This is a genomic window from Pseudomonas sp. RC3H12, assembly GCF_018596375.1.
Taxonomy (GTDB): Bacteria; Pseudomonadota; Gammaproteobacteria; order Pseudomonadales; family Pseudomonadaceae; genus Aquipseudomonas.
On sequence record NZ_CP075595.1, the window covers coordinates 4,663,350 to 4,690,093 of the forward strand.

At 65.0% G+C, this 26,744-nt stretch carries 20 protein-coding genes, 1 tRNA gene and 1 pseudogene; 6 read left to right on the top strand and 16 right to left on the bottom strand.

Going from position 1 to position 26,744, the window contains the following annotated elements; all coding sequences use genetic code 11:
- Nucleotides 1-25: 25 nt before the first annotated feature.
- The 5 genes from KHO27_RS21310 to KHO27_RS21330 form a co-directional block, all read right to left on the bottom strand.
- Nucleotides 26-1,351, bottom strand: coding sequence for a response regulator (locus KHO27_RS21310; RefSeq protein WP_214500729.1), 1,326 nt, complete (start codon nt 1,349-1,351; stop codon nt 26-28).
- 135 nt (nt 1,352-1,486) lie between these two features.
- Nucleotides 1,487-2,764, bottom strand: a complete 1,278-nt coding sequence (gene gabT, locus KHO27_RS21315; protein ID WP_214500730.1) for a 4-aminobutyrate--2-oxoglutarate transaminase — start codon at nt 2,762-2,764, stop codon at nt 1,487-1,489.
- Nucleotides 2,765-2,947: 183 nt separating this feature from the next.
- Nucleotides 2,948-4,390: an NADP-dependent succinate-semialdehyde dehydrogenase gene (gene gabD, locus KHO27_RS21320; protein ID WP_046853707.1), complete on the bottom strand. Its 1,443-nt coding sequence runs from the start codon at nt 4,388-4,390 to the stop codon at nt 2,948-2,950.
- 315 nt (nt 4,391-4,705) lie between these two features.
- Nucleotides 4,706-6,379, bottom strand: coding sequence for an aryl-sulfate sulfotransferase (locus tag KHO27_RS21325; RefSeq protein WP_214500731.1), 1,674 nt, complete (start codon nt 6,377-6,379; stop codon nt 4,706-4,708).
- A 17-nt stretch (nt 6,380-6,396) separates the two neighbouring features.
- Entirely contained in the window at nt 6,397-8,730 is a 2,334-nt protein-coding gene (locus KHO27_RS21330) for a TonB-dependent receptor (protein WP_110697127.1), read from the bottom strand.
- Between the two features lie 192 nt (nt 8,731-8,922).
- Between KHO27_RS21330 and KHO27_RS21335 the strand changes: the two genes are divergently transcribed.
- Nucleotides 8,923-9,828: a LysR family transcriptional regulator gene (locus KHO27_RS21335; protein ID WP_110697125.1), complete on the top strand. Its 906-nt coding sequence runs from the start codon at nt 8,923-8,925 to the stop codon at nt 9,826-9,828.
- 32 nt (nt 9,829-9,860) lie between these two features.
- Here KHO27_RS21335 and KHO27_RS21340 read toward each other — a convergent pair whose 3' ends face one another.
- Together KHO27_RS21340 and KHO27_RS21345 are read right to left on the bottom strand one after the other, a co-directional pair.
- Entirely contained in the window at nt 9,861-10,766 is a 906-nt protein-coding gene (locus KHO27_RS21340) for a TauD/TfdA dioxygenase family protein (RefSeq protein ID WP_110697123.1), read from the bottom strand.
- 28 nt (nt 10,767-10,794) lie between these two features.
- Entirely contained in the window at nt 10,795-11,844 is a 1,050-nt protein-coding gene (locus KHO27_RS21345) for an ABC transporter substrate-binding protein (RefSeq protein WP_214500732.1), read from the bottom strand.
- 299 nt (nt 11,845-12,143) lie between these two features.
- Here KHO27_RS21345 and KHO27_RS21350 point away from each other — a divergent pair, with 299 nt between their 5' ends.
- The gene (locus KHO27_RS21350; RefSeq protein WP_111531959.1) at nt 12,144-13,727 is read left to right on the top strand and encodes an ABC transporter permease; all 1,584 of its coding nucleotides are present in this window, start codon (nt 12,144-12,146) and stop codon (nt 13,725-13,727) included.
- Nucleotides 13,724-14,587 (top strand): ABC transporter ATP-binding protein, encoded by an 864-nt coding sequence (locus KHO27_RS21355; RefSeq protein WP_111531958.1) that lies wholly within the window; start codon nt 13,724-13,726, stop codon nt 14,585-14,587. The genes KHO27_RS21350 and KHO27_RS21355 overlap by 4 nt, the downstream gene beginning before the upstream one ends.
- A 102-nt stretch (nt 14,588-14,689) precedes the next feature.
- On the opposite strand, the gene KHO27_RS21360 is transcribed toward KHO27_RS21355, so the two are convergent.
- From KHO27_RS21360 to KHO27_RS21395, 8 genes and pseudogenes are all read right to left on the bottom strand, one after another.
- Entirely contained in the window at nt 14,690-14,965 is a 276-nt protein-coding gene (locus KHO27_RS21360) for a DUF971 domain-containing protein (protein WP_111531957.1), read from the bottom strand.
- Nucleotides 14,965-15,930: a HEAT repeat domain-containing protein gene (locus KHO27_RS21365; protein ID WP_110697113.1), complete on the bottom strand. Its 966-nt coding sequence runs from the start codon at nt 15,928-15,930 to the stop codon at nt 14,965-14,967. Before KHO27_RS21365 ends, KHO27_RS21360 begins: the two co-directional genes overlap by 1 nt.
- Nucleotides 15,927-16,778: an ABC transporter ATP-binding protein gene (locus KHO27_RS21370; RefSeq protein ID WP_110697111.1), complete on the bottom strand. Its 852-nt coding sequence runs from the start codon at nt 16,776-16,778 to the stop codon at nt 15,927-15,929. The genes KHO27_RS21365 and KHO27_RS21370 overlap by 4 nt, the downstream gene beginning before the upstream one ends.
- Nucleotides 16,778-17,561 (bottom strand): annotated as a pseudogene (locus KHO27_RS21375) (ABC transporter permease). Before KHO27_RS21375 ends, KHO27_RS21370 begins: the two are co-directional and overlap by 1 nt.
- Nucleotides 17,562-17,576: 15 nt before the next feature.
- On the bottom strand, nt 17,577-18,983 hold the full coding sequence (locus KHO27_RS21380; RefSeq protein WP_110697109.1) for an ABC transporter substrate-binding protein: 1,407 nt from the start codon (nt 18,981-18,983) through the stop codon (nt 17,577-17,579).
- A 124-nt stretch (nt 18,984-19,107) separates the two neighbouring features.
- Complete coding sequence (locus tag KHO27_RS21385; RefSeq protein ID WP_008096634.1) at nt 19,108-19,353, bottom strand: 4Fe-4S dicluster domain-containing protein; 246 nt, start codon at nt 19,351-19,353, stop codon at nt 19,108-19,110.
- 149 nt (nt 19,354-19,502) lie between these two features.
- Nucleotides 19,503-21,227 carry a fumarate reductase/succinate dehydrogenase flavoprotein subunit gene (locus KHO27_RS21390; protein ID WP_102683503.1) on the bottom strand — a complete coding sequence of 575 codons (1,725 nt, stop codon included), beginning with the start codon at nt 21,225-21,227 and terminating at the stop codon, nt 19,503-19,505.
- The gene (locus KHO27_RS21395; RefSeq protein WP_110697107.1) at nt 21,224-21,973 is read right to left on the bottom strand and encodes a GntR family transcriptional regulator; all 750 of its coding nucleotides are present in this window, start codon (nt 21,971-21,973) and stop codon (nt 21,224-21,226) included. The genes KHO27_RS21390 and KHO27_RS21395 overlap by 4 nt, the downstream gene beginning before the upstream one ends.
- 212 nt (nt 21,974-22,185) lie before the next feature.
- Here KHO27_RS21395 and KHO27_RS21400 point away from each other — a divergent pair.
- A tRNA-Arg gene (locus KHO27_RS21400) sits at nt 22,186-22,262 on the top strand.
- A gap of 94 nt (nt 22,263-22,356) precedes the next feature.
- Here KHO27_RS21400 and KHO27_RS21405 read toward each other — a convergent pair.
- Nucleotides 22,357-24,207 (bottom strand): DUF3857 domain-containing transglutaminase family protein, encoded by a 1,851-nt coding sequence (locus tag KHO27_RS21405; protein ID WP_111531954.1) that lies wholly within the window; start codon nt 24,205-24,207, stop codon nt 22,357-22,359.
- Between the two features lie 219 nt (nt 24,208-24,426).
- Between KHO27_RS21405 and KHO27_RS21410 the strand changes: the two genes are divergently transcribed.
- Both KHO27_RS21410 and KHO27_RS21415 read left to right on the top strand, forming a co-directional pair.
- A complete protein-coding gene (locus KHO27_RS21410) occupies nt 24,427-26,157 on the top strand; it encodes a dipeptidase (RefSeq protein ID WP_214500733.1) in 1,731 nt (576 codons plus the stop codon).
- Nucleotides 26,158-26,304: 147 nt separating this feature from the next.
- The gene (locus tag KHO27_RS21415) at nt 26,305-26,742 is read left to right on the top strand and encodes a CBS domain-containing protein (protein WP_110697101.1); all 438 of its coding nucleotides are present in this window, start codon (nt 26,305-26,307) and stop codon (nt 26,740-26,742) included.
- Nucleotides 26,743-26,744: the final 2 nt, after the last annotated feature.

The window sequence follows — 26,744 nt, forward strand, 5'->3', positions numbered from 1 at the left end:
CACTGAACGCTGGTTTTCCAGCCTACTAAGGCTGCTTCTCTTCTCCATCGTACTCAGCTGCGCAGGCGCTGGAAACGACCGCTGCCTCGCTCTGCGCAGCCTGCTCCTCCTGACCCTCGGCCTCCTCCCGCGCCAGCGCCTCCGGATCCACCTTGCGCAGCCGCGACAACTCCGGCAACCCCAGCTTGAGCAAGCGCGCCGTCTTGCTGCTAGCGATCTTCTCCAGCCCCTCACTGGGCCTGAGTCGCGACAGTTGCCCTGCCAGGTTCATCGCCAGGATCTCCCGGGAGTAGACGCCGCCACCGAGCTGATACACCGCGGCGATCAGCTCGCGCAGGTCGAGCGGCAAGCGCCAGCGGGTGCGCAGTGCCGAGCCGAACGGGGCGCCGAACTCGTTGAGCGACAGCTCCACCTGGTCTTCGTCCAGCTCGCCACCGGCCAGCCGCCACTCCTGCAAGGTGCGAAGTACCGCCAGGTCGCCCAGGCAATGCAACAAACCCGCGCAGTAGCAGCGCCCTTCGTCCACTTCGAGGGTGCGCGCCAAGGTGCGTGCGTAGTCGGCGGCATGCAGCGAAAGGTTCCAGTAGTGCGCGGCATGCCGCGCCAACAAGGGGTCGCTCAACCGCGCGCTGCGCTTGAGCGTTAGCCCGAGGATCAGGTTCATGCTCTGGGTGCTGCCAAGCTTGTTCAGCGCCTGCAGCAAGGTCTGCACCGGCGCTTCGCGATGCAGCGCGGCGCTGTTGGCGGCAGCGATGAGCACGCCGGTAATCTGCGGGTCGTTGCGTACCTCTTCCTCGAGCACCTTGAGGTTCAAGCCATTTGGGTTGAGGGCGCGCTTGACCGCCACCTGCACATCGGCGAACAGTGGGCCGCCATCGGCAGTGCCGCGGCGTTGCTCGAGGTAGGCCGGCAGTTGCACGCCGGGCTGCAGCGGTGGCACCGGGCAGGCGATCTGCTCGCCCACCTCCAGCAGCAGGTTTTCCAGACGCTTGCGCAGGTTGTCCAGGTCGAGCGGCTTGCTCAGGTAGGCGGTGGGGTGCAACGGCAGCGCCTCGCGCACACTGGCGCTGTCGGTGCGGTTGCTCATCAGGATGAACGGCAGGCCGGGCTTGTCGCCCCTGGCGCGCACCTTGCGCAGCAGGTCCAGGCCATCGAGGCCGGAAAGCTCACGGGCGGCGATGATCAGGTCAGGCTTGGCCGCCAGCGCGCTCAGCGCCTCGGAACCATCGGCACAGACCTGCAGGCGGGCGTCGCAGCGCACGCTGAGCAGCATTTCGCTGAGCATGTCGCGTACCCAAGGGTCACCCTCGGCGATCAAGACACAAGGGGCAACGGGGTCGGCAGCGCTCATGAGCGAGTCTCCAGAAATGACGCGCGATCCATCGCAGCTTCCACGGAATCCTCCTACAACCTTAGCGCCTGAAGCCGGCGAACGGCATAAAAAAACCCGCCGAGGCGGGTTTTTTTCTGAAACGTGTCACATATTTCAGGCCAGTTCGGCGAAGCACTCTTCGATAATCGCCAGGCCTTTATCCAGCAGGGCATCTTCGGCGGTCAGCGGTACCAGGATACGCAGGACGTTGCCGTAGGTGCCGCAGGACAGCAGGATCAAGCCCTTGTCGCGAGCCTTGGCGACAACCTGGGCAACGGCGGCGGCGTTCGGGGTGTGGGTGCCATTCTCGAAGACTTCCACGGCAATCATCGAGCCCAGACCACGGACATCGCCGATGATCGGGTGCTTCTTCTGGATTTCACGCAGGCCAGTGGTCAGGCGTTCGCCAACGGCCTTGCTGCGATCCAGCAGTTTCTCTTCCTCGAACACTTCGATCACCGCCAGGGCTGCGGCGCAAGCGATCGGCGAACCGGCGTAGGTACCGCCCAGGCCGCCTGGGGCGATGGCGTCCATGTACTCGGCCTTGCCGCACACACCGGCCAGCGGGAAGCCGCCGGCGATCGACTTGGCGAAGGTGGTCAGGTCAGGCGCGACGCCCATCTGCTCCATGGCGAAGAAGGTACCGGTACGGCCGGCGCCGGTCTGCACTTCGTCGGCAATCAGCAGGATGCCGTGCTGGTCGCACAGGGCACGCAGGCGCTGCATCAGCTCTTTCGGCGCAGGCAGGAAGCCGCCTTCGCCTTGTACCGGCTCGAGGATGATCGCGGCGATATCACGCGGCTCGGCGTCGTTCTTGAAGATGCGCTCGACCGAAGCGATGGCGTCGTCAACGCTGACACCGTGAAGCTCGCTCGGGAACAGGGCGCGGAAGATGCCGCCTGGCATCAGGCCCATGCCGGCGGAGTACGGCACGACCTTGCCGGTCAGGCCCAGGGTCATCATGGTGCGGCCATGATAGCCGCCGGTGAAGGCGATCACGCCAGCACGGCCGGTGGCGGCACGGGCGATCTTCACGGCGTTTTCAACGGCTTCGGAGCCGGTGGTGACCAGCAGGGTCTTCTTGTCGAAGTTGCCAGGCACCAGCTTGTTGATCTTTTCGCACAGCTCGACGTACGGCTCGTAGGCCAGCACCTGGAAGCAGGTGTGGCTGACCTTGGTCAGCTGCTCTTGCACGGCCGCGACCACTTTCGGGTGCAGGTGGCCGGTGTTCAGTACCGCGATGCCGCCGGCGAAGTCGATCAGTTCGCGGCCTTCAACGTCGATCACCGTCGAGTTCTTCGCGGTATCGACGAAGATCGGGTGGATCTGGCCAACGCCACGTGGGACGGCGGCGACACGACGTTGCATCAGGGATTCGTTGGTCTTGCTCATAGTGCCCTCAATTGCGCCGGTTCTGCGGCGCTTTTATTCGGGGGTGGCTGGACGCAGGCGTGCACAGTATTCGTTGATCGACTGTCACACATGCCCTGGCCACCGGGTACCGCTATGTCAAAAAGGCCAGCGAGACGTCGCTCTCGCGCCCCGCTGGCAGAGGTAAAAGCGTTTACCTGGCGATCAGACGCTGATGCACAGGTATTTGATCTCGAGGTAGTCCTCGATGCCGTACTTGGAACCTTCGCGGCCCAGGCCCGACGCCTTGATGCCGCCAAACGGCGCGACTTCGTTGGAGATCAGGCCGGTGTTGATGCCGACCATGCCGTACTCCAGGGCCTCGGCGACGCGGAACACGCGGCTCATGTCACGGGCATAGAAGTACGAGGCCAGGCCGAACTCGGTGTCGTTGGACATGGCGATGACTTCGGCCTCGTCCTTGAAGCGGAACAGCGGCGCCAGCGGGCCGAAGGTCTCTTCCTTGGCGACGGCGGCGGTTTTCGGCACGTCGACCAGGATGGTCGGCTCGAAGAAGTTGCCTTCGATGAGCTTGCCACCGGACAGCACCTTGGCGCCCTTGGCGACGGCGTCCTCGATGTGCTCCTGGACCTTGGCGACAGCCTTGCCGTCGATCAGCGGGCCAGTGGTGGTGCCTTCTTCCAGGCCGTTGCCGATCTTCAGCTTGGCCACGGCGGCTTTCAGCTTCTCGGCGAACGCATCGTAGACGCCGTCCTGCACGTAGATACGGTTGGCGCAGACGCAGGTCTGACCGTTGTTGCGGTACTTGGAGATGATCGCGCCCTCGACCGCCTTGTCCAGGTCGGCGTCGTCGAACACGATGAACGGCGCGTTGCCGCCCAGCTCCAGGGAAACTTTCTTGATGTCCTTGGCGCACTCTTCCATCAACTGGCGACCAATTTCGGTCGAGCCGGTGAAGGACAGCTTGCGCACCAGGGAGTTGCCGGTCAGCTCGGAGCCAACTTCGCCGGCGCTGCCGGTGATCACGCTCAGCACGCCAGCCGGGATGCCGGCACGGGTGGCCAGTTCGACCAGGGCCAGGGCAGAGTACGGGGTCTGCGAAGCGGGCTTGAGCACCATGGTGCAACCGGCGGCCAGGGCCGGGCCGGCTTTGCGGGTGATCATCGCGGCCGGGAAGTTCCACGGGGTGATGGCGGCGGTGACGCCGATCGGCTGCTTGATGACGATCAGGCGCTTGTCCGGCTGGTGGCCTGGGATGACGTCGCCGTAGACACGCTTGGCTTCTTCGGCGAACCACTCGATGAACGAGGCGGCATAGGCGATTTCGCCCTTGGCTTCGGCCAGTGGCTTGCCCTGCTCGGTGGTCATCAGGCGGGCCAGGTCGTCCTGGTGCTCGATCATCAGCTCGAACCAGCGGCGCAGCTTGCCGGCACGCTCTTTGGCGGTCAGTGCGCGCCAGGCCGGCAGCGCCTTGTCGGCGGCCTCGATGGCGCGGCGGGTTTCGGCGGCGCCCATCTTCGGCACGCTGCCGATCACTTCGCCGGTGGCCGGGTTGGTCACCTTGATGGTCTGACCGCTGTCCGCATCCAGCCATTCACCATTGATGAAGGCCTGCTGGCGGAACAACTGAGCGTCTTTGAGCTGCATGTCGGCTTCCCTTTACTGCGAATTTTGATTGTTGAAAAGGCGCCCTCGATGCGGGGGCGGCCGTCAGGAATTCGTGCACCAGGGTGTTCGACGCCTGGGTGCCGAGCGTTTGAAATCTCAAACGGAATGCTAAGCGGGCGCTAGGGGGTTGGACAATAGGCTGTTCGAAAAAAAGAACGAGTGGTTGAACACCCCCTGGCAAACGGCCCAATCGCGGGGCAAGCCCGCTCCCACAAGGAGCGCAGGGTTCCTGTGGGAGCGGGCTTGCCCCGCGATTGGGCCGTAAGAGGTTAGACCATCGGTCAGAAGGAAGGGTCAGAACGCCTTGTCGAGGTCGATCACCAGTGCCCGGTAGCCCACGCTGCCCGGCTGGCGGCTGTGCACTTTCAGCTCCACCGCCACCTCCTGGGTGCCGCGACGCACTTCATTGAGCACGCTGGTCGTCAGCTTCTCGGGCGTGAGGAAGTTCACCGAAGCCGAATAGATGAACTGGGTATCGGTATCGGCCCGATACGCCACCACCGAGGTGATCGGGCTGTACCACTCGTCACCACGCTCCTTGCCGTATTGCCACACCTGCTCGACCGTGCCCTTGGCCTCGTCGATCCTGTACTCCACCGCCCGGCTGTAGTTGCCCGCCAGCTTGGTCGGGCCGAAGTCCCGGCCCCAGCCGTTGTCGAACACGGTCAGCGTGCCGCGCCCGGTCAGCCAGGCGGTGTGCTGGGTCCAGGACCATTCGAAGCCCTCGCCCACGGGTTTGAGCACCTTGTCCTGCAGGCGCGCCGGCCAGCCCTGGGGCGCAGCGAGAATCCACTTCACCTGCTTGTCGCGACCGATCTTCACCACGCCCTGATGCCGTGCTGAAACGATGATGCTGTCGTCATCGGCGTCGTAGTCGATGGCGTTGACGTGGGCCCAGTTGCGTCCGGTACCGACGCCGGGAGTGTCGCCGAACGGCAGGTCGCCTTCGGCCAGCTCGTTGGCCAGGCGCTCGTCCTGTTTCTGCACGCCGTCCGGCAGCTGGATCGCGGCCTTGCCCAGGGTTTCCAGCAGCTCGCCGCGGTACGGGTCGAGGATCTGGTTCAAGTCCCAGAAGTCGAGCACGTCGCCGGCCTCGTTGACCTCGATGATATGGTCGCGGATCGAGCGCACGCGCTTGCCATCCGGGCGGCGGTAGTCGCTGGTGCCGACCCGCAACAGGTAGGTGCCGTTGGGCGTCTCGCGGATCTCGTGGGAGAAGTCGGCGAACTTGTCCGGCAGGTTGCGCTGCCAGATACGCCGGCCAAGCAGGTCGTACTTGGAATAGGTCTGGCCCTGGCCCCAGATCAGCTTGCCGTCGCGGGTCTGGTGGAAGCCCATGGTTCCGCCCAGGCCGTCGCGGTGGTTGGAATCGTGGATCTGCTCGATATCGAGGTACCAGCGCACATCGCCGTTGCTGTCGGCGATCCAGTTGTTGCCCACCGAGTCCCACTCGGCAGCGCCGCCCAGGCCGTTCCACTTGAAGGCACGCCCGCCGGGGATGTCGGCCAGCAGATGATTGAACAGATACAGCCGCCGCTCGAAACCGGGCGCGACCTTGATCGGTTCGACCTCGGGCAGCGCCGCCGTCTGCTTCGCCACCACCGGCAGGCGCACCGCCGGGGCGTAGATTTCGTAACGCTCGCGAATGCGCTCACCCTCAAGCTTGTAGCTCACCTCCACCTGGTTGACGTGGTCCGGATACAGGCCGAACACCGGAATGCCACCGTAGGTCCACAACGAGCGTTCGGACACCTCGTAGCTGATATCGATACCGCGCTCGCCACGCCCCAGCACACGAACGTGAACGGCGCCAAGGCGGCGGCCGCCGTCGCGGATGATCGCAGTCAGGGGCGCCAGGCGATACGGGTTGACCACCACGTCGCCGAGCAGGGCTTCGTCGCGGTCGGGCACCTTGGCGGTGAGGCAGGCGCCTTCGGGCAGGTCGTGGGGTTGGGTCTTGGCGTTCATGGCAATGCTCCTTGTGCTCAGAAGTCGTAACGGGCGGTGGCGCCCACGGTGCGCGGCGTGCCAAGCACCCCGGCATAGCCGCCGTTGGCGGAGTTCCACAGGCTGGTGAAGTAGGTCTTGTCGCCGGCGTTCTTCACCCACAGCGACAGGTCGAGCACGCCGTCGCCCTGGTCCAGGCGCACGCCGGTGGACAGGTTGACGATGGCGTAGCTGGGGATCTGGCCATAGTCGGAATCGTCGATGGTGCCGACGGCCCTGGAGCGGAAGGCGTAGCTGGCGGTGACGTAGGGCTCGATACGCTCGGTCAGCTGCCACTTGTACTGGCCGTTGAGGTTGGCGATGTACTTGGAGGCGCCGACCACCTGGTGGCCGGACAGATCGCAAGTGGCCGCGGCATTGGCCAGGCTCACCTCCGGTGGGCACGGTGCGTCGTCGTACTCGGTGTAGCGCACGTCGTTCCACGAGCCATTGAAATTCACGGTCAGCCCGCGGACCGGCAGGGCCGTGGCCTCGAACTCCAGGCCCCGCGAGCGCACGCTGCCGGCGTTGGCCAGGTACTGCACGCGGTTGGCCTCGTCATAGACGTTGGCCTGGTAGCCATGCACTTCGGTCCAGAACAGGTTGGTGTTGAGTTGCAGGCGGTTGTCCAGCAGCGTGCTCTTGATCCCCAGCTCCGCGTTGTTGGCGCGTTCGGTGCCCACCAGTAGCGAGTCGGTGCCCAGCCGTGGCGCGGCGCCGACGGTGAGGTTGACGCCACCGGACTTCTCGCCATGGGACAGGCTGGCATAGCCCAGCACCGCGTCGCTGAAACGGTAGCTCAGGCTGAGCAGCCCGGAAGGGGCGAAGCTGTATTGGTTGAGGTCACCTGAATCGTAGGCGCCCACCCTGCCCTGGCGCGCCGCGGCCGCCGCACCGGTCACGGCCGCGCCGCCGGACGGCGCGTCGCGGGTCACCCAGGCGCTTTTCTCTTCGTAGGTACCCCGCACGCCAGCGGTGAAATCCAGGCGCTCGGTCAGGTGCCAAGTGCCTTGGGCGAACAACGCGTAGCTGTCGGTATCGATATGGCCGTTGCCGATTGTGGTGACGTTGGCCAGGGCGCCAGCCGGGGTCAGGTTCCAGATGTCGGCTTGCGGTCCGTTGTAGGTGAACGATTTGTTGTCCAGGTCCTGCTTGAAGTAATAGGCGCCGAGTACATAGTCGAAGAAGCCGCCGGTGGGCGAAGCCAGGCGGATTTCCTGGGAGTACTGCTTGTCGCGCACCGAGACCCCGGCGCTGTGGAACACCGGCACGTTGAGGCCGTCGTCGTTGCGCGGCGTGAAGTCCCACCAGCGGTAGGCGGTGATCGAGGTAAGGGTGAAGTCGTTGGGCAAGGTCCAGTTGGCTTCCACCGAGGTTCCACCCTGGAACACCTTGACCATCTGGTCGGCGTCGAAGTTGACCTTGCGGTCCTTGCCCGACACCAGGGTTGCGCCGGCCTGGGCGGCCAGGCTCTCGTAGCGGTTCACGCCATTGATGGTCGGGCCGGTGCTGTAGAGGCTGAGGATACCGTTGTCGGAGTTTTCTTCGTTGTATTCGCCGATCCAGCGCAGGTTGAAGGTTTCGCTGGGCTTGAACAGCAACTGGGTGCGAAAGCCCTGGCGTTTGCCGCCGTTGAGGTCATGTCCGTTGTAGACGTTCTTCACATAGCCGTCGTCCTCGGTGTGGTAAGCACTGATGCGCCCGGCGAGGGTGTCGGTCAAAGGACCGGAGAAACTGCCCTGGGTCTGCCAGTAGCCATCCTCGCCCAGCGACGACTGCACGCTGCCCTCTTGGTGGAAAGTCGGCTTGCGCGTGGTGATGTTGAGCACACCGGCTGTGGTGTTCTTGCCGAACAGCGTCCCCTGCGGGCCACGTAGCACTTCCAGCTGCTCGACATCGAGCAGGTCGAACACCGCCATGCCCGGGCGGCCGAGGTAGACGTTGTCGAGGTAGATCCCGACGCTGCCTTCCAGGCCATCGCTGGCCGGGTTGTTGCCCAGGCCGCGGATGGAGATGCTCGATTGGCGGGCGTGCACATAGGCGACGTTGGTGCTCGGCACCAGTTGCTGCAAATCCTGCACGCGGTAGATACGCTGGGTCTCGAGGGTTTCGCTGCCCAGCACGCTGATCGGCGTGGGCACGCTCTGCGCGGTCTCTTCGCGTCGCCGGGCATTGACGGTGACGGTGCCGAGCTGGGCTTCCTGCGTCACGGCTGGGGCGGCGTTGGGCTCATCGGCAAAGCTGCTGCCGGAAGCGGCCAACAGCACTCCAGCCGCCAGGGGTTGCAGGGCGAACAACGAGGCGCGCGCGGGCCAACGGGAAAGTCGGGACATGCAGATGCTCCTTGAGGCAAGGGCCCAGGCGAGCATTTCCGTTGGCGGAACCGAATCGCGGTCAGGCTGGCTTATATTCTTTTAAGAGATATAAATATTTGTAATTCATATTTTGTGGAATAAGAGACTCCCTTTATAAGGTTCCCAACCCTTCCCAGCAATTGCATTCCACCGAAAGTTTCCATGTAGAAAATGCATATCGACCTGCGCCAGCTCCGCCACTTCATCGCCCTTGTCGAGCACCGCAGCTTCGTCGCCGCGGCGGCTGCGGTGAACCTTTCGCAATCGGCTTTCAGCCGCAGCATCCAGACGCTGGAGCACAACGTCGGCTGCCGCCTGGTCGACCGCGCCAGCAAGGAACTGGCGCCGACCCGCCAGGGCCTGCTGGTGCTGGAGCATTCGCGGCGCCTGGTGCATGGGGCGCACAACCTGGTCAACGAGATCAACCAGTTCAATGGCGCCACCACCGGCGTGGTGCGCTTTGGCTCGGGGCCGGCGCCCGCCGGCGGGCTGGTGCCGCGGGCGGTTGCGCGCTTCGTCGCCGAGTACCCGGCGGCGCGCACCTGCTTCCAGGTGGACAATTGGCAGGCCTTGAACCGCCGGCTGATCGCCGAGGAGATCGAGTTCTTCGTCGCCGACACCCGCCAGTTCGAAGCCGACCCGGATTACCAGGTGCACAAGCTCACGCCCCAACGCTGGCACTTCTGCTGCCGCGCCGGGCATCCACTGACCGAGCGTGGCGAAGTGCGCGCGCAGGACTTGTTCGACTATCCGCTGGCGACCACCTTCCGCCCGCCGAACATCCGCAAGATCCTCAGCGACCTCAGTGGGCGGCAGGACTTCCTGCCCAGCGTGGAATGCGAGCATGGCTATGCGCTGCTCAATGTAGTGCAGCACTCGGACACCATCGGCATCGCCTGCAGCGCGAACCTGCGACCTTACGAAGGGTTGGTGGCGCTGAAGCTGGCGGACCTGGCACCGGAACAGGAAGAGGCGTTCTACACCCGCTATGGGGTGGTGAGCCGGGTGGGGTATGGCTTGTCGGCGCTGGCGCAGGGATTGGTGAGGCAGTTGGTGGCCTGTGACGTCGAGTTGTAGCGAACAGGGGCCGCTTTGCGGCCCCAACGGTCTCAGCCCTTGCGCGTGGTCCGGCTCAGTTGCCCATCCACGCCCACCGGCACCTCGCCGGCCAGGGTCACCCGACGCACGATGCGCGGCTGCGTACCGTAGTCATCCACCGCATAGTGCTGGGTCGCGCGGTTGTCCCAGATCGCCACGTCCCCGGCCTGCCAGCGCCAGCGCACGGTGTTTTCCAGGCGTGTCACATGCCCCTGCAGCACCGCGAACAGATGCTGCGAGTCGGCCAGCGAATAACCCTTGATACGTTTGACGAAATGCCCCAGTTGCAACACACGCTCGCCACTGACCGGATGCACGCGCACTACCGGGTGCTCGGTCTCGTATACCGTCGAAGTGAACACCTTGCGATAGCGCTCCAGCTTGGCCGGATCGACATCAGGTTTCGCACTGGCGTAGTCGTACTCGTTGCTGTGCACCGCCCACAGCTGGTCGGCCAGGGCGCGCAGCGGTTCGGGCAGTTCCTGGTAGGCCGCGGCGGTGTTGGCCCACACCGTGTCGCCACCGGAGGCCGGCGCCACCACGCTGCGCAGGATCGAAGCCTTGGGATAGGCATCGACGAAGGTCACGTCGGTGTGCCAGGAGTTGGCCCGCTGCCCCTCGGCGCCATCGAGCTGGAGCAGGTAGCTGGTGCCATCGACCACGGGCACCGTGGGGTGGGCGATGGGGTCGCCGAGCCGTTGGGCGAAGGCTTCCTGCCCTACGTCATCCAGATGCTCCTGGCCTCGGAAGAAGATCACCTTGTACTGCACCAGCGCCGCCTGGATGGCATCGACGGTTGCCGGGTCGAGGTCGGCGGACAGCTTGATGTTGCGGATCTCGGCGCCGATGCGCCCGGCAACGGGGTGGATGTCGAGTTCGAGGGTTTGCGGCGCGGTGGCCAGTGCGGCGTTGCTCATGGTCGTGCTCCTCAGGGTTGTTGTCGGGTCAGCGGGCGGCCTGGGTGGCCTGGGTGGCCTGGTCCAGTTGCAGGGCGTGGTCGATGAAGCGTGGTTCGATCCAGTCGGTTACCTGGAAGCCACGGCGGATCAGGCGCTCCTTGGTGGCCAGGTCGACGCCCTGTTGCAACAGGCCGACGAAGCCAGCGTCCAGGCGTGGGTCGAAGTATTCGGCAAGGTTTTCCTCGGCCAGGTCGTCGCGCAGGATCGACTTTGGCCAGTTGGCGGTATTGGCCACCAGGTCCACGTAGGCTTCGCGATTGCGCTCGTCGCGCAGCCACTTCGCCGCCTGTTCCTGGGCGTTGACCAGGCGCTGCACCAGGTCGGGGTACTGGCGAATGAACGCGCCGGTGCCGAGCAGCACCGCTTGAGTACTGCCGGCCCCTTGCAGGTTGCGTGAGTTGACCGGCAACTCGACCAAGCCCCGCTCGCGCAGCGACAGCAGGTTGGACAGGCCCCAGGTGGCGTCGATCTGCTTGGCGGCCAGGGCGGCATTGGCGGCGTTGAAGTCGAGGTTGATGACTTTCAGCTCACGCTCGGACAGCCCCTGGCTGGCCAGGGCACTGGCGAACGACAGCTGGTTGGCGGTGCCGCGGAACACTGCCACGCGCTTGCCCTTGAGATCCTGCAGGCTGTGGATGCCCGAGCCCGGAACTACGCCGAGGTAGCTCTTCACACCGCGCACCCCAGCCGACAACACGCGGGTGTCGAGGCCGCTGGCCTTGCCGATGATCGCGGCCAGGTCGCCCAGGTAGGCGAAGTCCGCCTGGCCGTTGGCCAACGCTTCGTTGACCACGGGGCCTGCGCCCTTGAAGAAGCGCCAGTCGATGCGGATGCCGTCCTTGGCAAACTCCTTCTCCAGCAGTTGCTGATCGCGCAGCACATCCACCACGCCGCCGGCACTGGGCTTGCTGCCAGCGCTGAGGTCGGGCACGGCGATACGGATCACATCCGGCTGGGCGGCATGCGCTGCCACGGGCACGGCACTCAACAAGGCGGCGAGCAACGGGCTGAGCAGGTGGCGGAAGGTGGTTTTCATGACAAGGCTCCTTGGCAGGCTGCCACCGGCGATGGCCGGCGCTATGGGCCAGAAGCTAGGCAGGTCCGGTTAGAACCTACAAAGATCAAAACTTCATTTTTTAGTAACCAGAAGACATAACCCAGGCGCCATGCGGGCCTGCGACGGGCTTGCAGGAAACGCATGGAAAATATGAGGAAAACGCAACGGGACGGGGCTTCCGCATGCACCGACCGCATGCTCTTATCTCTTGAATACTATTTATATGAATTTTTAATTCCATAAATGAATAAACAAGGAACGGTTTGGGAGATGCCCCGATGAGCGAAGTCTTGAGCGCAAGTCTGCGGCGCCTGTGGCGGCCGCTGCGCGGCCCTTTCGCGATGCAAGGCCGCTCCTATCTGCCGTGGATCGTGCCGTTGGCGGTGGCGGCCCTGTGGGTCGTCGCCAGCCGGGAGCACTGGATGAGCGAACAGATCCTGCCCGCCCCCGCGTTGGTCTGGCAGAGTGCGCTGGAGTTCGGCTCCGGCGAACTCTGGGGCCACCTGTGGATAAGTCTGCGGCGCCTGATCTGGGGGCTGCTGGCAGGAGTCGCCAGCGGCCTGCTGCTGGGCACTTGGCTGGGCGGGTCGCAACGGGCGCAGACTCTGGTGTTGCCCACCTTCGTCGCACTGGCGCAAATCCCGACCTTGGCCTGGATCCCGCTGTTCATGCTGTTCTTCGGCATCGGCGAGCTGCTCAAACTGGTGGTGCTGGTCAAGGCGGTGGTAGTGCCGGTCACGCTGCACACCCTGGTCGGCGTGCGCGACGCCCAGCCCAAGCTGCGCGAGGCCGCCGCCGTCCTGCGCCTACCCCCTCACCTGCTGTTCCTGCGCCTGTTGCTGCCCGCCGCGCTGCCGGCGTTTCTCGCCGGTGTGCGACTGGCCTTGGCCACTGGCTGGACCTCGCTGCTGGCTGTGGAACTGCTGGCCTCCAGCGAAGGCATCGGCTACCTGATGGTCTGGGGGCGGCAGTTGTTCATGCTCGACCTGGTGTTCCTCTGCATCCTGCTGATCGGCCTGGTCGGCGCACTGATGGATCGCGGCTTCTCGCGCCTGGAACGCAGCCTATTGCACTGGCCGCAACCGGCCACTGGTGAGCAGTTGCGCGGCCAGGTGCCACGCGGCTGGCAAAGCCTGCTGCTGCCTGCAGGGCTGTTGCTGCTGTGGCAGGCCGCCAACAGCCTTGGCTGGGTCGATGCCAACATCCTCTCTTCACCGCTGGATGTGCTGCGCAGCCTGTACGCAGGCCTGCTCGACGGTTCGTTACCCGAGGCCCTGCGCCTGAGCCTGCAACGCACCCTGGTCGGTCTGTTGATCGGCGGTGGCGCGGGGTTCGCCCTGGGCCTGCTGCTGGGCCTGTCAGCCAACGCCGAGCGCTTGCTCGGCCCGAGCCTGTCGGCGTTGCGCCAGGTGGCGCTGTTCGCCTGGGTGCCGCTGCTGACCGCCTGGTTCGGCCTGGGTGAAGGCGCCAAGCTGGTGTTCGTCGCACTGGCGGCGTTCTTCCCGATGCTGATCGCCACCCAACGCGGCATCGCCAGCCTCCCGCCACAGTTGGGCGAGGCGGCGCAGGCCCTGCGCCTGGACCTGCCGCACCGGCTGCGTCTGCTGGTGTTGCCTGGCGCCGCCCCGGCGATCTTCGCCGGGCTGCGCCTGTCGCTGATCTATGCCTGGCTCGGCACTATCGGCGCCGAGTACTTCATGCCCTCGGACGGCGGCATCGCCAGTCTGATGATCGGCGCCCAGCAATTGTTCCGCATGGACCAGGTGATGGCTGCCATGGTCCTGATCGGCCTGGTCGGCGCCCTGCTCGGCCACCTCGGCCAACGCCTTGAATCACGCGCCACGCGCTGGAGATCCGCATGAACGCTTTCATCACCCCGGCCCTGCACGCGGCCAACCAAGCTGATGCCACACCGCCGCTGGTCAGCTTCGAGAAAGTCGGCAAGACCTTCAGCGTCGACGGTCAGTCGTTCGAAGCCATTCGCGACTTCGACCTGTCGATCGAACAGGGCGAATTCATCGCCATCGTCGGCTCGTCGGGCTGCGGCAAGTCCACCCTGCTGCGCCTGCTGGTGGGCCTGGACAACGACTACAGCGGCCAGATCCGCGTCGATGGCCAGCCGGTCAACGGCATCGGCGGTGAACGCGGCATCGTGTTCCAGGAGCACCGCCTGTTTCCCTGGCTGACGGTGGCGCAGAACATCGGCCTGGGCCTGGTCAACGACAAGCTCACCCAGGGCGAGCGCGCCCGTCGGGTGCATGAATTCGTGCACCTGGTGGGGCTGGTCGGTTTCGAATCGGCCTACCCGCACCAGCTCTCCGGTGGCATGGCCCAACGCGTGGCGATCGCCCGGGGGCTGGTGGCCAGCCCGCGCATCCTGCTGCTCGACGAACCGTTCGGCGCCCTGGATGCACTGACCCGCCAGCAGTTGCAGGACGAGTTACTGGCAATACGTGAGCGTTCTGGGGTGACCGTTCTGCTGGTGACCCACGATGCCGAAGAGGCAACCTACCTGGCCGACCGGGTGGTGGTGCTGGAACCGCGGCCGGGACGGATCAAGGCGGTGGTGGAAGTTGGGCTGTCGCATCCGCGCCAACGCACCGGGGTGGCACTGCATGGCTTGCGCGAGAAGGTGCTGCACCAGATTACCGGGGATGGCGGCTATCTGCGGCCGGTGGTGCATAGGGTGGAGGGGTTGCGGCCGGAGTTGATTGCGCTCTAGGGGTGGGTTGCCTGTACCGGCCTCATCGCCGGCAAGCCGGCTCCCACAGGGTATTGCCTTGCTTTTGTGGGAGCCGGCTTGCCGGCGATGAGGCCGGTGCGGTCAACCGAGACTGCGCAGGTAGTCCCAGGGATAAATCCCCCGCTCATGCCCATCGCTGAACACCAGCTGCACCCCATACCCCTGGACCTCGATCCGCGCCACCCGCACATCCTCGCCCACCAGCGAAATCGCACCCTTCAACCGTGCGGCCCGGCACTGTGAGCATGGGCAGGCACCGCGCAGCCGGGTGTGGCTGATCACCTGCTCAGCCTCACCCCACTGCACCAGCAGCTCACCGCGTTCGCGGCGGTTGCGCAAGGCGCTGGGCGCGTTCATCACACCACCCCCTGCAACTGCGCCAGGGCGATGCGCACCGCCTTGCGCACTTCCGGGTCGCTGTCGGCCTCGGCCGCCTGCAACGCCGGCAAAGCCCGGGCTTCACCCAGCTCGCCCAGCGCCAGTGCGGCTTCCTTGCGCAGGTTGGCGATGCCATGGCCCAGCAACTGCGCCAGCCCATCCAACGCGGCCGCATGGCGCAGCCGGCCCAAGGCCCGCGCCGCGCGCAAGCGGACCTGCCAATAGCTGTCGCCCAGCGCCGCGATCAAGGCCTGACCCGCTTCAGCCTGGCCGACCTTGCCCAGGGTGGTCGCCGCCTCTTCACGCACCTGCCAGGCCTCATCGGCCAGGGCGCTGATCAGCGCCGGCAGTACACGGGCATCCCGGGCGAGGCCCAACGCGCCAATGGCGGCGCGGCGCACGTCGGTATCCGGCTCGTTGGCCGCCAGTTGCGCCAGCGCGGGCAAGGCCGGCGCATGCTTGAGCCAGCCGAGGATGCCCACCGCTTCGCGGCGCACACCGGCATCCACATCCGCCAGCGCCTGCAACGCAGGCACAGCGGCGTCCTCCAGGCGCAGCTCGCGCAGGGCGCGCAAGGCGCTGGCCCGCACGAAGGCATCGGCATGGCTGGCCCAGGGCAGGATCAGTTGCCCCGCCTCCTGGGTCTTGAGCTCACTGAGGCTCTGGGCGGCCGCCAGGCGCACCGGCTCGGCGGGGTCGGCCAATGCGGCGCACAGGCCCTGCACCACTTCCGGCGCCTCCCAGGCTTCGAGCAAGCGCGCGGCTTCGGCGCGCACATCAGCATTGGCGTCGACCAACAGCGCATCGGTGAGCCAAGGCAGGCCGTCCGGGTCTTCCAGGTCGGCCAGTTCGATCAGGGCGATGCGTCGCACGCCGGCATCAAGGGCGTTCAGGCGTGGCAGCAGTTCGATGATGTCGGGGTTGTCCGTGATTCGTTCAGTCATAGCGCAATCCGCAGCGGAGGATGGTCGGTGTCGGGCAGGCCCAAGGGTGTCAGGCGCGGCAGTTCGCGTCCTTCTTCATGGCGCAGCAACGCCAGGCAATGGCGTTTGAGGTGGGTGAATGCAGGGCTGGTCAGCAGGCTCGCTCGCCGCGGGCGGGCGAAGTCCAGCCGCAGATCTTCGATAAAACGCCCAGGCCGGGGGCTCATCACCAGGAGGCGGTCGGCCAGGAACAGCGCCTCATCGATGTCATGGGTAACGAACACCACCGTGGTGCGGATGCGCGCCCAGATATCCAGCAGCAGTTCCTGCATGCGCGCACGGGTCTGCGCATCGAGGGCGCCGAACGGTTCGTCCATCAGCAGCAGGCGCGGGCGGTTGATCAGTACCCGAGCGATCTCGGCGCGTTGCTGCATGCCGCCGGACAACTGACTGGGCCAGCGTTGGGCGAAATCACCCAGGCCGACCAGTTGCAGCATCTCGGCGGCCTGATGTCGACGCTCGGCCTTGCCCAGCCCCTGCATCTTCAAGCCGAAGGCCACGTTGTCGAGCACGCGGAGCCAAGGCAGCAGGGTGTGATGCTGGAACACCATGCCGCGTTGCGGCGAAGGGCCGTCGACCGCTTGCCCGTCCACCAACAACTGGCCGCCGGCCGGCGTCAGGTGCCCGGCCAGTGCGCCGAGCAACGTGGACTTGCCGCAGCCGGACGGTCCGAGGATGCACACGAACTCGCCCGGGGCGATGGCAAAGTCCAGCGCCTGCACCGCTTCGAAGGTGTCACGCCCATGGCCCAGGCGAATCGACAAACCCTGCGCTTCGATACGCCCGGGCACCTGTTGATAACTGCTCATCACGCACGCCTCCGTATCCAGGGCGTGGCCAGCGCGCCAAGGTGCTTGACCAGCGCGCTGCTGCCCATGCCCAGCACGCCGATCAGCAGCATGCCGACGATGATGTCGGGGTAGTTCTGCAAGGTGTAGGACTCCCAGGTGTAGTAACCGATACCGAACTGCCCGGCGATCATCTCGGCAGTCACCAGGCAGAACCACGAGGTGCCCATGCCGATGGCCAGCCCCGTGACGATGCTCGGCAGCGCGCCCGGCAGCACCACTTCGCGCAGGATCGCCCAGCGCCCGGCGCCCAGGCTGCGCGCCGAGGCCACCAGGCGCGGGTCGATCGCCTCGACGCCGTGCACGGTATTGAGCAGGATCGGGAACAGCGCACCGGTGAAGGTGATGAACACCATCGACAGCTCCGAGGAGGGAAACATCAGGATCGCCAGCGGGATCCAGGCCACCGCCGGGATCGGCCGCAACACTTCCAGCGGCGGCATCAGCGTGTCCTCCAGCCACTTCGAGCGACCGATCAACAGGCCCAGGCTCACCCCCAGCAGCGCCGCCACGCCGTAGCCGGCGAACACCCGCGCCAGGCTGCTGCCCAGGTGCGCCAGCAGGGCGTTGGAGGCCAGCAGTTGCCAGGCGGCGTCGAGCACCGCGCCGGGCGTGGGCACGTAGGTGAAGGTGAACAGCAGCAGGTCCAGCTTGTGGCTTGTGGCTCGCGGCCAGCTGCCAGAACAGCAGGCAGGCCAGCAGCGACGCCAGGCGCAGGGGCCAGCGCGCAAGGTCACGGGTCATGGCGGCGGCTCCCGATCAGCGCTGGGCCAGCAGCTTCTGGTTGGCCTGCACGAAGTCCAGCGCTTCGCCGCCATGGGCCTTGGCGTACTGCTCGGCCTGGTCCTTGAGCAGGAAAGCCGCCAGTTGGCCCTGGCCGTTGCGCACGAACCAGGCCTGGTTGGCCAGCAGCTTGATGCCGCTGTCGGCGGCCTGGGCGTAGATCGCGCGGATATCCTTGCCCTCCTGTTCCAGCTGGGCCAGGGCGCTGAGCGCGGCTTCCGGGGAGCCGTAGTGGCGCACCTTGTCCTCGCCGCGTACCCAGATTTGCGCCAGGCGGCTGAAGTCGGTGATGGGCTTGCCGGTCGCGGCATCATTGGCCTTGAGTGGCAGCGGGTCGTAGTTTTTCAGGGCCTTGTCGTAGTCCTGCCCGGCCTGCTTGTAGGCGCTGCGGATGTACTGGTCATCGATGAACTGCGCGGTGTCCAGACCCCGGTCGGTCTTCTTCAGCAACTTGAGGGTGTCGATGGAGGTGGCCACGGCCTGGCGGTACTCGCGCTTCCAGGTGAGGTCGCGGGTCTGCAGGCCGAGCGGGCCGTGGAACAGGTAGTTCACCTCGGCTTCGATGCCGGTGACTTTCTCGATCAGCTCGCTGTACTTCTCGGGCTCGGCGGCGAGCAGGCGGTCGGCTTCCAGGCTGGCACGCAGGTAGGCGGTGACCACTTCCGGGTACTTTTTCGCGTAGTCGGCGTCCACCAGCGCGCCATGGAAGGTCGGCGCGTTGGCCTGGGCGCCATCGTAGATCTTGCGGGCGAAGCCGCGGTTGGGGAACAGCTCGGCAAAGGGCACGAAGTCGGCGTGGGCCTCGATGCGGTTGCTGCGCAGGGCGGAACCGGCGATCTCCGGAGCCTGGGCAATGATCTTGACGTCCTTCTGCGGGTCCCAGCCTTGGGCGGCGACCGCGCGCAGCAGCATGCCGTGGGCGGTGGAGGCGAACGGCACTGAGATGGTCTTGCCCTTGAGCTCGACCAGCGACTGCACGCTGGAGGCGGCCGGCACCACGATGCCGTTACCGCTGCCGTGCACGCTGCCGGACAGCACGCTGATGAACAGGCTGCGCTTGCCGGCATCGAGGTGGGCGACGCCGTTGAACGAGCCGGGGAAGTCGGCCATGGCGCCAAAGTCGAGCTTGCCGGCGACCATCTCGTTGGTCAGCGGCGCGCCGCTGGTGAAGTTCTTCCACTCGACCTGGTACTGGGCGTCCTTGTACTTGCCGTCATGAGGCAGGTATTTGTCGAGCAGGCCCAGCTCGCGGATCAACAGGCCGCCGGTGGCGCAGTTGATGGTGGTGTCCTGGGTGCCGATGGCGATACGGATGGTTTCGGCGCTGGCGTTCAGGCCGGTGATTGCCAGCGCAAAGCCGGCCACGGTTGCTACAAGGCGCATGGGTGTTTCCCCTCGAATCGTTTTGAGTATTGGAGTCGTCTCCGCCACCGGGCTGGGGTGGTGGGAAACGAGGGGTATTGCAGGTGGGCGTCCGGTGGTTCGGCCGGATGGCGGGGGTTCGGGTTCAGCGCAGCAGGTACGGGATATCGACCTTCACCGCGCCGGTGGGGCAGTCCTTCTCGCAGGGCATGCAGTACCAGCATTCATCGAAGGCCATGTAGGCCTTCTGCGTGGCCGGGTTGATGGCCAACAGGTCCATGGGACACACCTCGACGCAGACCGTGCAGCCTTTTTCGGCGATGCATTTGTCTTCGTCGATAGTCACCGGGGCACTGCTGCGAAAGAAGATTTCCTGGGGTTGGTAGGCCATGTTCACGGGGTCCTTGGGGCCTTTGGCCCTCTTTATGGTTCATCGCCGGGGCTGCTGGCCCTATCGCTGGCAAGCCAGCTCCCACAAAAGCGCTATGCCCACCCTGTGGGAGCCGGCTTGCCGGCGAAAGGGCCGCACAGCGGCCCCATTCACGCCGCGTCAGCCTTCACCCGCAGCCGGTCGTACGCGGTCTGTTCCTCGGCATCCAGCGGGATCAGGTACGGCTCCACCGCTTTCTTGAAGCTGGTCATCCCACCGTCCTCGCCCTTCTTCAGATGGCAATGCACGAACCACTCGCCATCATTGCGCTCGGGGAAATCAACCCGGTGGTGGTACAGCCCCCAGCGGCTCTCCTTGCGGAACAACGAAGCGCGCGCGGCCATCTCGGCGCAGTCGCGGATGACCGCAACTTCCATGGCACGCATCAGCTCATGGGGGTTGTTGGCCTTCATCTGCTCAAGATCGCGTTCGATTTCGGCGAAGCGCGCCAGGCCGATTTCCATCTTCTTGGTCACCTTGGGCGGCTGCAGGTAGTCGTTGACCATGCGGCGTAGCTTGTACTCGACCTGGGCCGGCGGCAGGCCGTGCTCACGCTGCAAGGGCGCGAACACCCGCGCCTGTTCGCGTTCGACCTGCTGCGTGTCGACCTCGGCGTACTCACGCCCGGCCACATACTGCGCGGCATTCACCCCGGCGAACCAGCCATAGGTGAACGCGCCGAGCATGTAGTTGTGCGGTACCGCGGCCATGTCGCCGGCGGCGTACAGGCCCTTGACGCTGGTCTCGGCCTTTTCGTTGACCCACACCCCCGAAGCCGAATGCCCGGAGCAGAAGCCGATCTCGGAGATATGCATCTCGACCATGTGCTGGCGGTAGTCGGTGCCACGCCCGGCGTGGAACTGGCCACGGCTGGGGCGCTCGTTGCTATGCAGGATTTCCTCGATGTTCTGGATGGTTTCCTCGGCCAGGTGGTCGAGCTTGAGGAACACCGGGCCGTTGCCGCCTTCGAGTTCCTGGTGGAACTCCCACATCATCTGCCCGCTCCAGTAGTCGCACTCGATGAAGCGCTCGCCCTTGCTGTTGGCGGTGTAGCCGCCCAGGGGGCCGGTGACGTAGGCGCAGGCCGGGCCGTTGTAGTCCTTGATCAGCGGGTTGATCTGGAAGCACTCCAGGTTGGCCAGTTCCGCCCCGGCATGGTAGGCCATGGCGTATCCGTCGCCGGCATTGGTGGGGTTTTCGTAGGTGCCCATCAGGTAGCCCGAAGAGGGCAGGCCCAGGCGCCCGGCGGCGCCGCAGGCAAGGACAACCGCCTTGGCGCGGATCACCCGGAACTCGCCCGAGCGACAGTCAAAGCCCAGTACACCGGCGGCGGCGCCTTCGCCATCGAGCAGCACGCGGGTGCAGACCATGCGGTTGCTGATCTCCACCCGGGCGCGCTTGAGCTGGCGATACAGCACCTTCTTGATGTCGTGGCCCTCGGGCATGGGCAGCACATAAGCGCCCATGTGGTGGACCTTCTTCACCGCGTAGTCGCCAGTTTCGTCCTTCTCGAACTTCACGCCCCAGCGGTCGAGCTGCTCGATGGTCTCGAAACTCTTGGTGGCGTAGGCATGCACCGCGGCCTGGTTGACGATGCCGTCGTTGGCGACGGTGATTTCCTTGGTGTACTGCTCGGGCGTGGCATGCCCGGGGATGATGGCGTTGTTCAGGCCGTCCATGCCCATGCTGATGGCGCCGCTGCGCTTGACGTTGGCCTTGTCCAGCAACAGCACGCGCAGGGTCTTGTCCTGCTCCTTGGCCTTGATCGCGGCCATGGGCCCGGCGGTGCCACCACCGATGACGACGATGTCGTAATCCTGGGTCTGGATGCTCATGCCTTGCCTCCCTTCTGGCGGTCGATGCGCAGGCGGTACTGGAACGCGTCGCCACGGTAATAAAGGTGTTCGAAGTCCAGCGGGGCGCCGTCGGCGGTGTGGGTGAGGCGCTCGATACGCATGATCGGCGCGCCCTCTTCCACCTCCAGGGCCTGGGTCAGGTCGCTGTCGGCGAGCACCGCATCGATTGCCAGGTCGGCATGGCCAAGGGCGATGCCGCAGTCGTTTTCCAGCAACAGGAAGATGTCGCGGGTGACCAGGTCGGCCTTCTCCAGCTTCTCGCCGACCACCTGGGGCAGCCAGGTGATTTCCAGCGACACCGGCTCACGGTTGATCAGGCGCACGCGGCGGATTTCGGTAACCAGGCTGCCCTCCTCGACCTGCAGCCGCTGCGCGACCAATGCACTGGCCGGCACATGGCGGAAACTGCGCAGGCGGTTGAGCACTTCGTAGCCCATCTGCGTCATCGACTCGGCCAGGCCCTGCAGGGTGCTGACGTTCTGGAACGCCTTGGGCTTGGCGACAAAGGTGCCCTTGCCATGGATCTTGAAGATCAGCCCTTCCTTCTGCAGGTCGCCCAGGGCCTGACGCACGGTGATGCGGCTGACGTCGAAAGCCTTGCCCAGCTCGTTTTCCGAGGGCATGCGGCTGTGCGGTGGGTAGCTGCCGTCGAGGATGCGCTCGCGCAGCAGTTCCTTGAGCTGGGTGTAGAGCGGTACGGGAGAAAGCGGGAGCAATTCGGCCATGGTCTTCTCTGCTGGCTGACTTGTTATAACAAGTTGTGACCAGAAGATAGCGGGTATAAGCCTGGCCTTGAAAATACCGATATCGAATATGGTTAGAGCGCATCGCAGGGCAAGCCCGCTGCCACGGGCGCGCGATCGCACAGCCAGGGAAAAACACTCCTATATCAAGGCGATGGACGCCACCAACGCAGATGGGTATCATGCGCCCCGATGCACTCGTAGCTCAGCTGGATAGAGTACTGCCCTCCGAAGGCAGGGGTCGTGGGTTCGAATCCCGCCGAGTGCGCCATGACTTCGGCTGCCACCTGTGTGTTTTCACCGGTGACGGCAAAACAAAAAGCCCCGCTCAGATCTCTCTGGCGGGGCTTTTGCGTTTCCGGGCCTCAGCCCTGCACGATGATCTGGCCTTGCAGGTCCCTGACCATGGTTTCAATGACTGGCTTCATCGCCTTGAACTCTTCAGGCGTGCACACCGCCTTCGGATGCTTGAACTGCATGCGCCGCTCGACCACCACGGCATTGCCATCGCGCGTGTAACGGGCACTGTAGTCGAAGCTGCCTTCCTTCACGGCAACGGCCTTGGGCGTCGCCAGGACGGTGACTTCGGCAGGGAACTCGAAGCGCGACTTCTCCACCGTTTCGTTGGAAATGCAGACGAAGCCCTGGGTGCGTTCGTTTTCGGCGGCAAAACCATAGACCATCTGCGAGATGCCACCGACCAGGCTGCTCAGTGCTGGAAGCCCCACTGGCCCTGGCAGGTTCACCAGGTTCTCGGTATGCCCCTGGACCTGGCTGTGGAAGTGCTCCGGCGCCACCGATGGCTGGATCAGGATCTTGCCGCTGCCCCGCTGCCCGTAGGCATTGAGCACCTGCTCGACCATGCGGTCGAGGTCGGCCGGCTTCATCGACTTGGCGCCATAGCGGTTGACCTCGCTGGCCCAACCCTCGATCGTCGAAGCGCCGGTGAAGTCCGCGGCACCCGTGCCCTTGACCTTGAACAGCATCTCACCGACCTGCTTGCCGAACTGCGAGGCCGGGGTCTTGCCGAATTCGCCCGAGGCGGTCAGCAGCGTCGTCTTGTCCAGATCCATCAGCGGCAGGTAGCCGGCGGCCACCGACGGGTCGGTCGAGTCCAGGTACAGATCCAGGCTCGGTACGTAGGTCAACACATGGTTGAGCACGCCCAGGGTCGGCACCTTGGGCAGGTGGTAGGCATTGCCGAGGTTGATCAGGGCAGGCGAGCTTTCGATGGCCGCGGCCTTGAGCAACGCCTCGAGCAGGGCGACATGGTCCTTGCAGTCGCCATAGCGGTTGTCCAGCACGCTCTGCGCCGAATGCGGAACCACCCCGCCGGCACCGACATAGACCGCCACGTAGCGGATGTTCTCACGCACCCAGTCACTGAGCTTGAGCGCCTTGGCCCGGGCATCGGGCAGGTTCGCCGTCAACTGCTCGGCCAGTGCGGCGATGGCCGGCGTCACTTCCACCCCAGCGCGCGTCTGGTAGCTGGCGGCAAGCCCTGCGTAATCCTTGAAGGTCGACACCGCGAGGTACTGGCCATAGTCCAGGTAGGACACGGCGCTCGCCTCGATCCTGGCCCTGTCGGCGGGCACGAAGTCCCAGCGGTAGACCTTGCGGCCCTTGCCGGCCTTGGGCGAGGACGCCTTGAAGCCACGGGCATCAGCGTACAGCGGCAGATCCGCCGGCAGGTCGTAGATTAGCGAGAACTGCTCCACGGGGTGGAAATCCGGGCCGGTGAGGTCCTCGAAGTGGCCGGGGAACAGCGCAGTGTTGCGATGGCGCTTGTAACGCAGCACTAGGCGATCGCCGACGGCCACTTCCGGGAAGATCACCACCTTGACCCGGGAGTCCTGGAACATCGGCGCGTAGGTGGACGCCTGCTCCTGCTGCTCCTTGATCTGCGAGGCATCGACCATCACCTTGCGCCCATCGGGCTTCTGGGTGAAGGCTTCGTCGACCTCCAGGGTTTCGTACGAGCGGTTGTAGCTCAGCGGCTGCTGGGCCTTGGCCTGGATGGCCCGCTCTTCGTTGATGCGCGAGATCGACTCGACCGCCACCTGGAAGCTGCCGTCGGCCTGCACGGTGAAGGTCTGCACGACCTTTTCCAGGGTGACAGAGTGGTCGGTGCCATCGTCCCGGGCCTGGGCGGGTGTGATGCAGGCAAGGGTGACGGCCAGCACCCCGGCCAGGGGTGCAAGGTAAGACGTGAACATGAGGATCCTTCTCTCGTAGAACGGGTTATTGCAAAAAACGCTAATGATACGCATTTTTGTCATAAAGCTGCAGGCCGCGCCGTAGATGAAAGCTTGTACGTTTGTGCGGAAATGCACATTGCCACCTCTCCCGCGCCAGTAGTCATTGGTGATAGCGTGGGCATCTTCCGTTTGCGTAAACGGTCACCCTCCACCCCTTGCAAAGGAATGCGCACACCCATGCCATTTACCAAGCTATCCGCCGCATCGCTCCTGCTGGCCAGCGTGGCCATGTTCTCGATCCCGGCCCAGGCCAACCTCTCCCAGCAGCAGTCCGCCGCCATCATCAAGGCCTACGACGGCAGCGATCCGGCCGACTTCAAGCAGTTCCTCGGCAAGCTGGCCGGCAGCGACCTGGCCAAGGCCGACAAGCTGGACGACACCCTCAAGCTGTACCTGGCCGGCAAGCCGCTGGCTGCCGAGCAGCAGGACGAGATCAACCGCCTGCTGGGCCTGTACACCCGCATCAAGTACGGCAAGGCCGCCAAGGAGACCCTGCGCGAGCTGGTGGAAATTCCGACCGTTCGCAAAGAGGGTGTGCCGCAGCACGAAAACCCGCAGTTCCTCAAGATCGCCGACAAGATCAAGGCCCTGGCCGAGGGCTTCGGCCTGCAGTTCCGCAATATCGACAACCGCGTCTACGAGATCACACTCGGCGAGGGCAAGGAAGTCATCGGCATCCACGCCCATGCCGACGTGGTGCCGGTCACCCCGGAAAACTGGAAGCTCAAGGACGGCACCAAGCTCGACCCGTTCAAGGTCACCCTGGTGGGCGACCGCATGTATGGCCGCGGCACCGAGGACGACAAGAACGGCATCGTCGTGGCGCTCTATGCGCTGAAAGTAGCCAAGGACGAAAAGCTGCCACTGGCGCGCCAGTTCAAGCTGCTGGTGGACACCACCGAGGAAACCACCGGTGACGCCATTCCCTACTACTTCGAACGCAACGCCACCCCCGACTACAACCTCGCGCTGGACGGCGGCTACCCGGTCGTGATCGCCGAGAAAGGCTATGGCACCGTCATGGCCACCTTCGCCAAGCGTGCCGGTGATGGCAAAGGCGCCGAGGTGATCAACCTCACTGGCGGCCTGGCCACCAACCAGATCCCCGGCAGCTCGGTGGCGACATTGACCGGCGACAAGCCGGCCGAGCTGGCCAAGGCCCTGGAAAAAGCCGGCGCGGCCTACGTCAAGCGCCATGGCGGTAACTTCAGCATCGACGCCAAGGTCGACGGCAAGCAGGTGCTGCTGACCGTGACCGGCGTGTCGGCGCACTCCTCCGAGCCCGAGTCCGGGGTCAACCCGGTGGCGCGCATGCTCGACTTCCTCAATGGCCTGGGCAAGGAGGTGCCGCTCAAGCACAACCACATCACCGACGCCGCCCGCTACGCCGCCGACAACTGGGGCCTGGACTACCTGGGCAACAAGCTAGGCGTGGGCTTCAAGGACGATTTCATGGGCCCGCTGACCACCTCGCTGACCTTCGTCGGCCTGGATGACAAGGCGCTGAAGCTGGCGGTGAACCTGCGCATTCCCAAAGGCAAGTCGCTCGACACCCTCAAGGGTGAGATCTCCGGCAAGCTCGACAGCTGGGTTGCCAAGAGCCAGGCCAAGGTGGCCTTCGACTACAGCATGGACGAGCCGATGTACCGCAACCCCGAAGGCGAGTGGGTCAAGGCCCTGCTGGCCGTGGCCAGCGAGAACCTGGGCATGAAGCACGAGTACGGCACCTCCGCTGGCGCCACCTCGGTGCACGACCTGCCCAACGGCGTGCAGTTCGGCCTGGCCATGCCGGATGTGAAGTACACCGGGCACAACGACAACGAGTTCAAGACCGTGGAGCAGTTCATGCTCGACCTGCAGATCGTCAGCGAGATGGTGGCGCGGATCGGGCAGATGCCGAAGCTCTGATGACTCACCCCGGGGCTGCGCAGCAGCCCCTTGCCACGATGACGTTTTTCAATCACCTCGATGCCGTTTCCTGCATTGCCGTGCAGAGCGCCGTGCCGGATGCTTTATTTACTTCGACACAGCGCTTTTTCACCCACCGAGGCCCGTATGAAGAACGTCGAACAAATCCTCAAAGCCAAGTCCCAGCATCAGACCGTCTACACCATAGGCCCTGATGACTCGGTGCTGGATGCCTTGAAGCTGCTGGCGGAGAAGAACGTCGGTGCATTGCCGGTGATGGAAAACGATCAGGTCGTAGGCATCGTCAGCGAGCGCGACTATGCCCGCAAACTGGTACTCAAGGGACGCTCGTCGGCTGCCACGCCGGTACGGGAAATCATGAGTTCGCCGGTGGTCACCGTGGAGCCCAAGCAGAACCTCGAGTACTGCATGAACCTGATGACCAACCGCCACCTGCGCCACCTGCCGGTAGTGGACAACGGCAAACTGCTGGGGTTGCTGTCGATCGGCGACCTGGTGAAGGAAACCATTGCCGAGCAGGCCAACCTGATCCTGCAGCTTGAGCAATACATCCGCGGCGAATGATC

What these genes read in the sequence shown, in the direction of transcription:
- KHO27_RS21310 (WP_214500729.1), bottom strand. Translation starts at nt 1,351, where the DNA reads ATGAGCGCTGCCGACCCCGTTGCCCCTTGTGTCTTGATCGCCGAGGGT.
- gabT (WP_214500730.1), bottom strand. Translation starts at nt 2,764, where the DNA reads ATGAGCAAGACCAACGAATCCCTGATGCAACGTCGTGTCGCCGCCGTC.
- gabD (WP_046853707.1), bottom strand. Translation starts at nt 4,390, where the DNA reads ATGCAGCTCAAAGACGCTCAGTTGTTCCGCCAGCAGGCCTTCATCAAT.
- KHO27_RS21325 (WP_214500731.1), bottom strand. Translation starts at nt 6,379, where the DNA reads ATGAACGCCAAGACCCAACCCCACGACCTGCCCGAAGGCGCCTGCCTC.
- KHO27_RS21330 (WP_110697127.1), bottom strand. Translation starts at nt 8,730, where the DNA reads ATGTCCCGACTTTCCCGTTGGCCCGCGCGCGCCTCGTTGTTCGCCCTG.
- KHO27_RS21335 (WP_110697125.1), top strand. Translation starts at nt 8,923, where the DNA reads ATGCATATCGACCTGCGCCAGCTCCGCCACTTCATCGCCCTTGTCGAG.
- KHO27_RS21340 (WP_110697123.1), bottom strand. Translation starts at nt 10,766, where the DNA reads ATGAGCAACGCCGCACTGGCCACCGCGCCGCAAACCCTCGAACTCGAC.
- KHO27_RS21345 (WP_214500732.1), bottom strand. Translation starts at nt 11,844, where the DNA reads ATGAAAACCACCTTCCGCCACCTGCTCAGCCCGTTGCTCGCCGCCTTG.
- KHO27_RS21350 (WP_111531959.1), top strand. Translation starts at nt 12,144, where the DNA reads ATGAGCGAAGTCTTGAGCGCAAGTCTGCGGCGCCTGTGGCGGCCGCTG.
- KHO27_RS21355 (WP_111531958.1), top strand. Translation starts at nt 13,724, where the DNA reads ATGAACGCTTTCATCACCCCGGCCCTGCACGCGGCCAACCAAGCTGAT.
- KHO27_RS21360 (WP_111531957.1), bottom strand. Translation starts at nt 14,965, where the DNA reads ATGAACGCGCCCAGCGCCTTGCGCAACCGCCGCGAACGCGGTGAGCTG.
- KHO27_RS21365 (WP_110697113.1), bottom strand. Translation starts at nt 15,930, where the DNA reads ATGACTGAACGAATCACGGACAACCCCGACATCATCGAACTGCTGCCA.
- KHO27_RS21370 (WP_110697111.1), bottom strand. Translation starts at nt 16,778, where the DNA reads ATGAGCAGTTATCAACAGGTGCCCGGGCGTATCGAAGCGCAGGGTTTG.
- KHO27_RS21380 (WP_110697109.1), bottom strand. Translation starts at nt 18,983, where the DNA reads ATGCGCCTTGTAGCAACCGTGGCCGGCTTTGCGCTGGCAATCACCGGC.
- KHO27_RS21385 (WP_008096634.1), bottom strand. Translation starts at nt 19,353, where the DNA reads ATGGCCTACCAACCCCAGGAAATCTTCTTTCGCAGCAGTGCCCCGGTG.
- KHO27_RS21390 (WP_102683503.1), bottom strand. Translation starts at nt 21,227, where the DNA reads ATGAGCATCCAGACCCAGGATTACGACATCGTCGTCATCGGTGGTGGC.
- KHO27_RS21395 (WP_110697107.1), bottom strand. Translation starts at nt 21,973, where the DNA reads ATGGCCGAATTGCTCCCGCTTTCTCCCGTACCGCTCTACACCCAGCTC.
- KHO27_RS21405 (WP_111531954.1), bottom strand. Translation starts at nt 24,207, where the DNA reads ATGTTCACGTCTTACCTTGCACCCCTGGCCGGGGTGCTGGCCGTCACC.
- KHO27_RS21410 (WP_214500733.1), top strand. Translation starts at nt 24,427, where the DNA reads ATGCCATTTACCAAGCTATCCGCCGCATCGCTCCTGCTGGCCAGCGTG.
- KHO27_RS21415 (WP_110697101.1), top strand. Translation starts at nt 26,305, where the DNA reads ATGAAGAACGTCGAACAAATCCTCAAAGCCAAGTCCCAGCATCAGACC.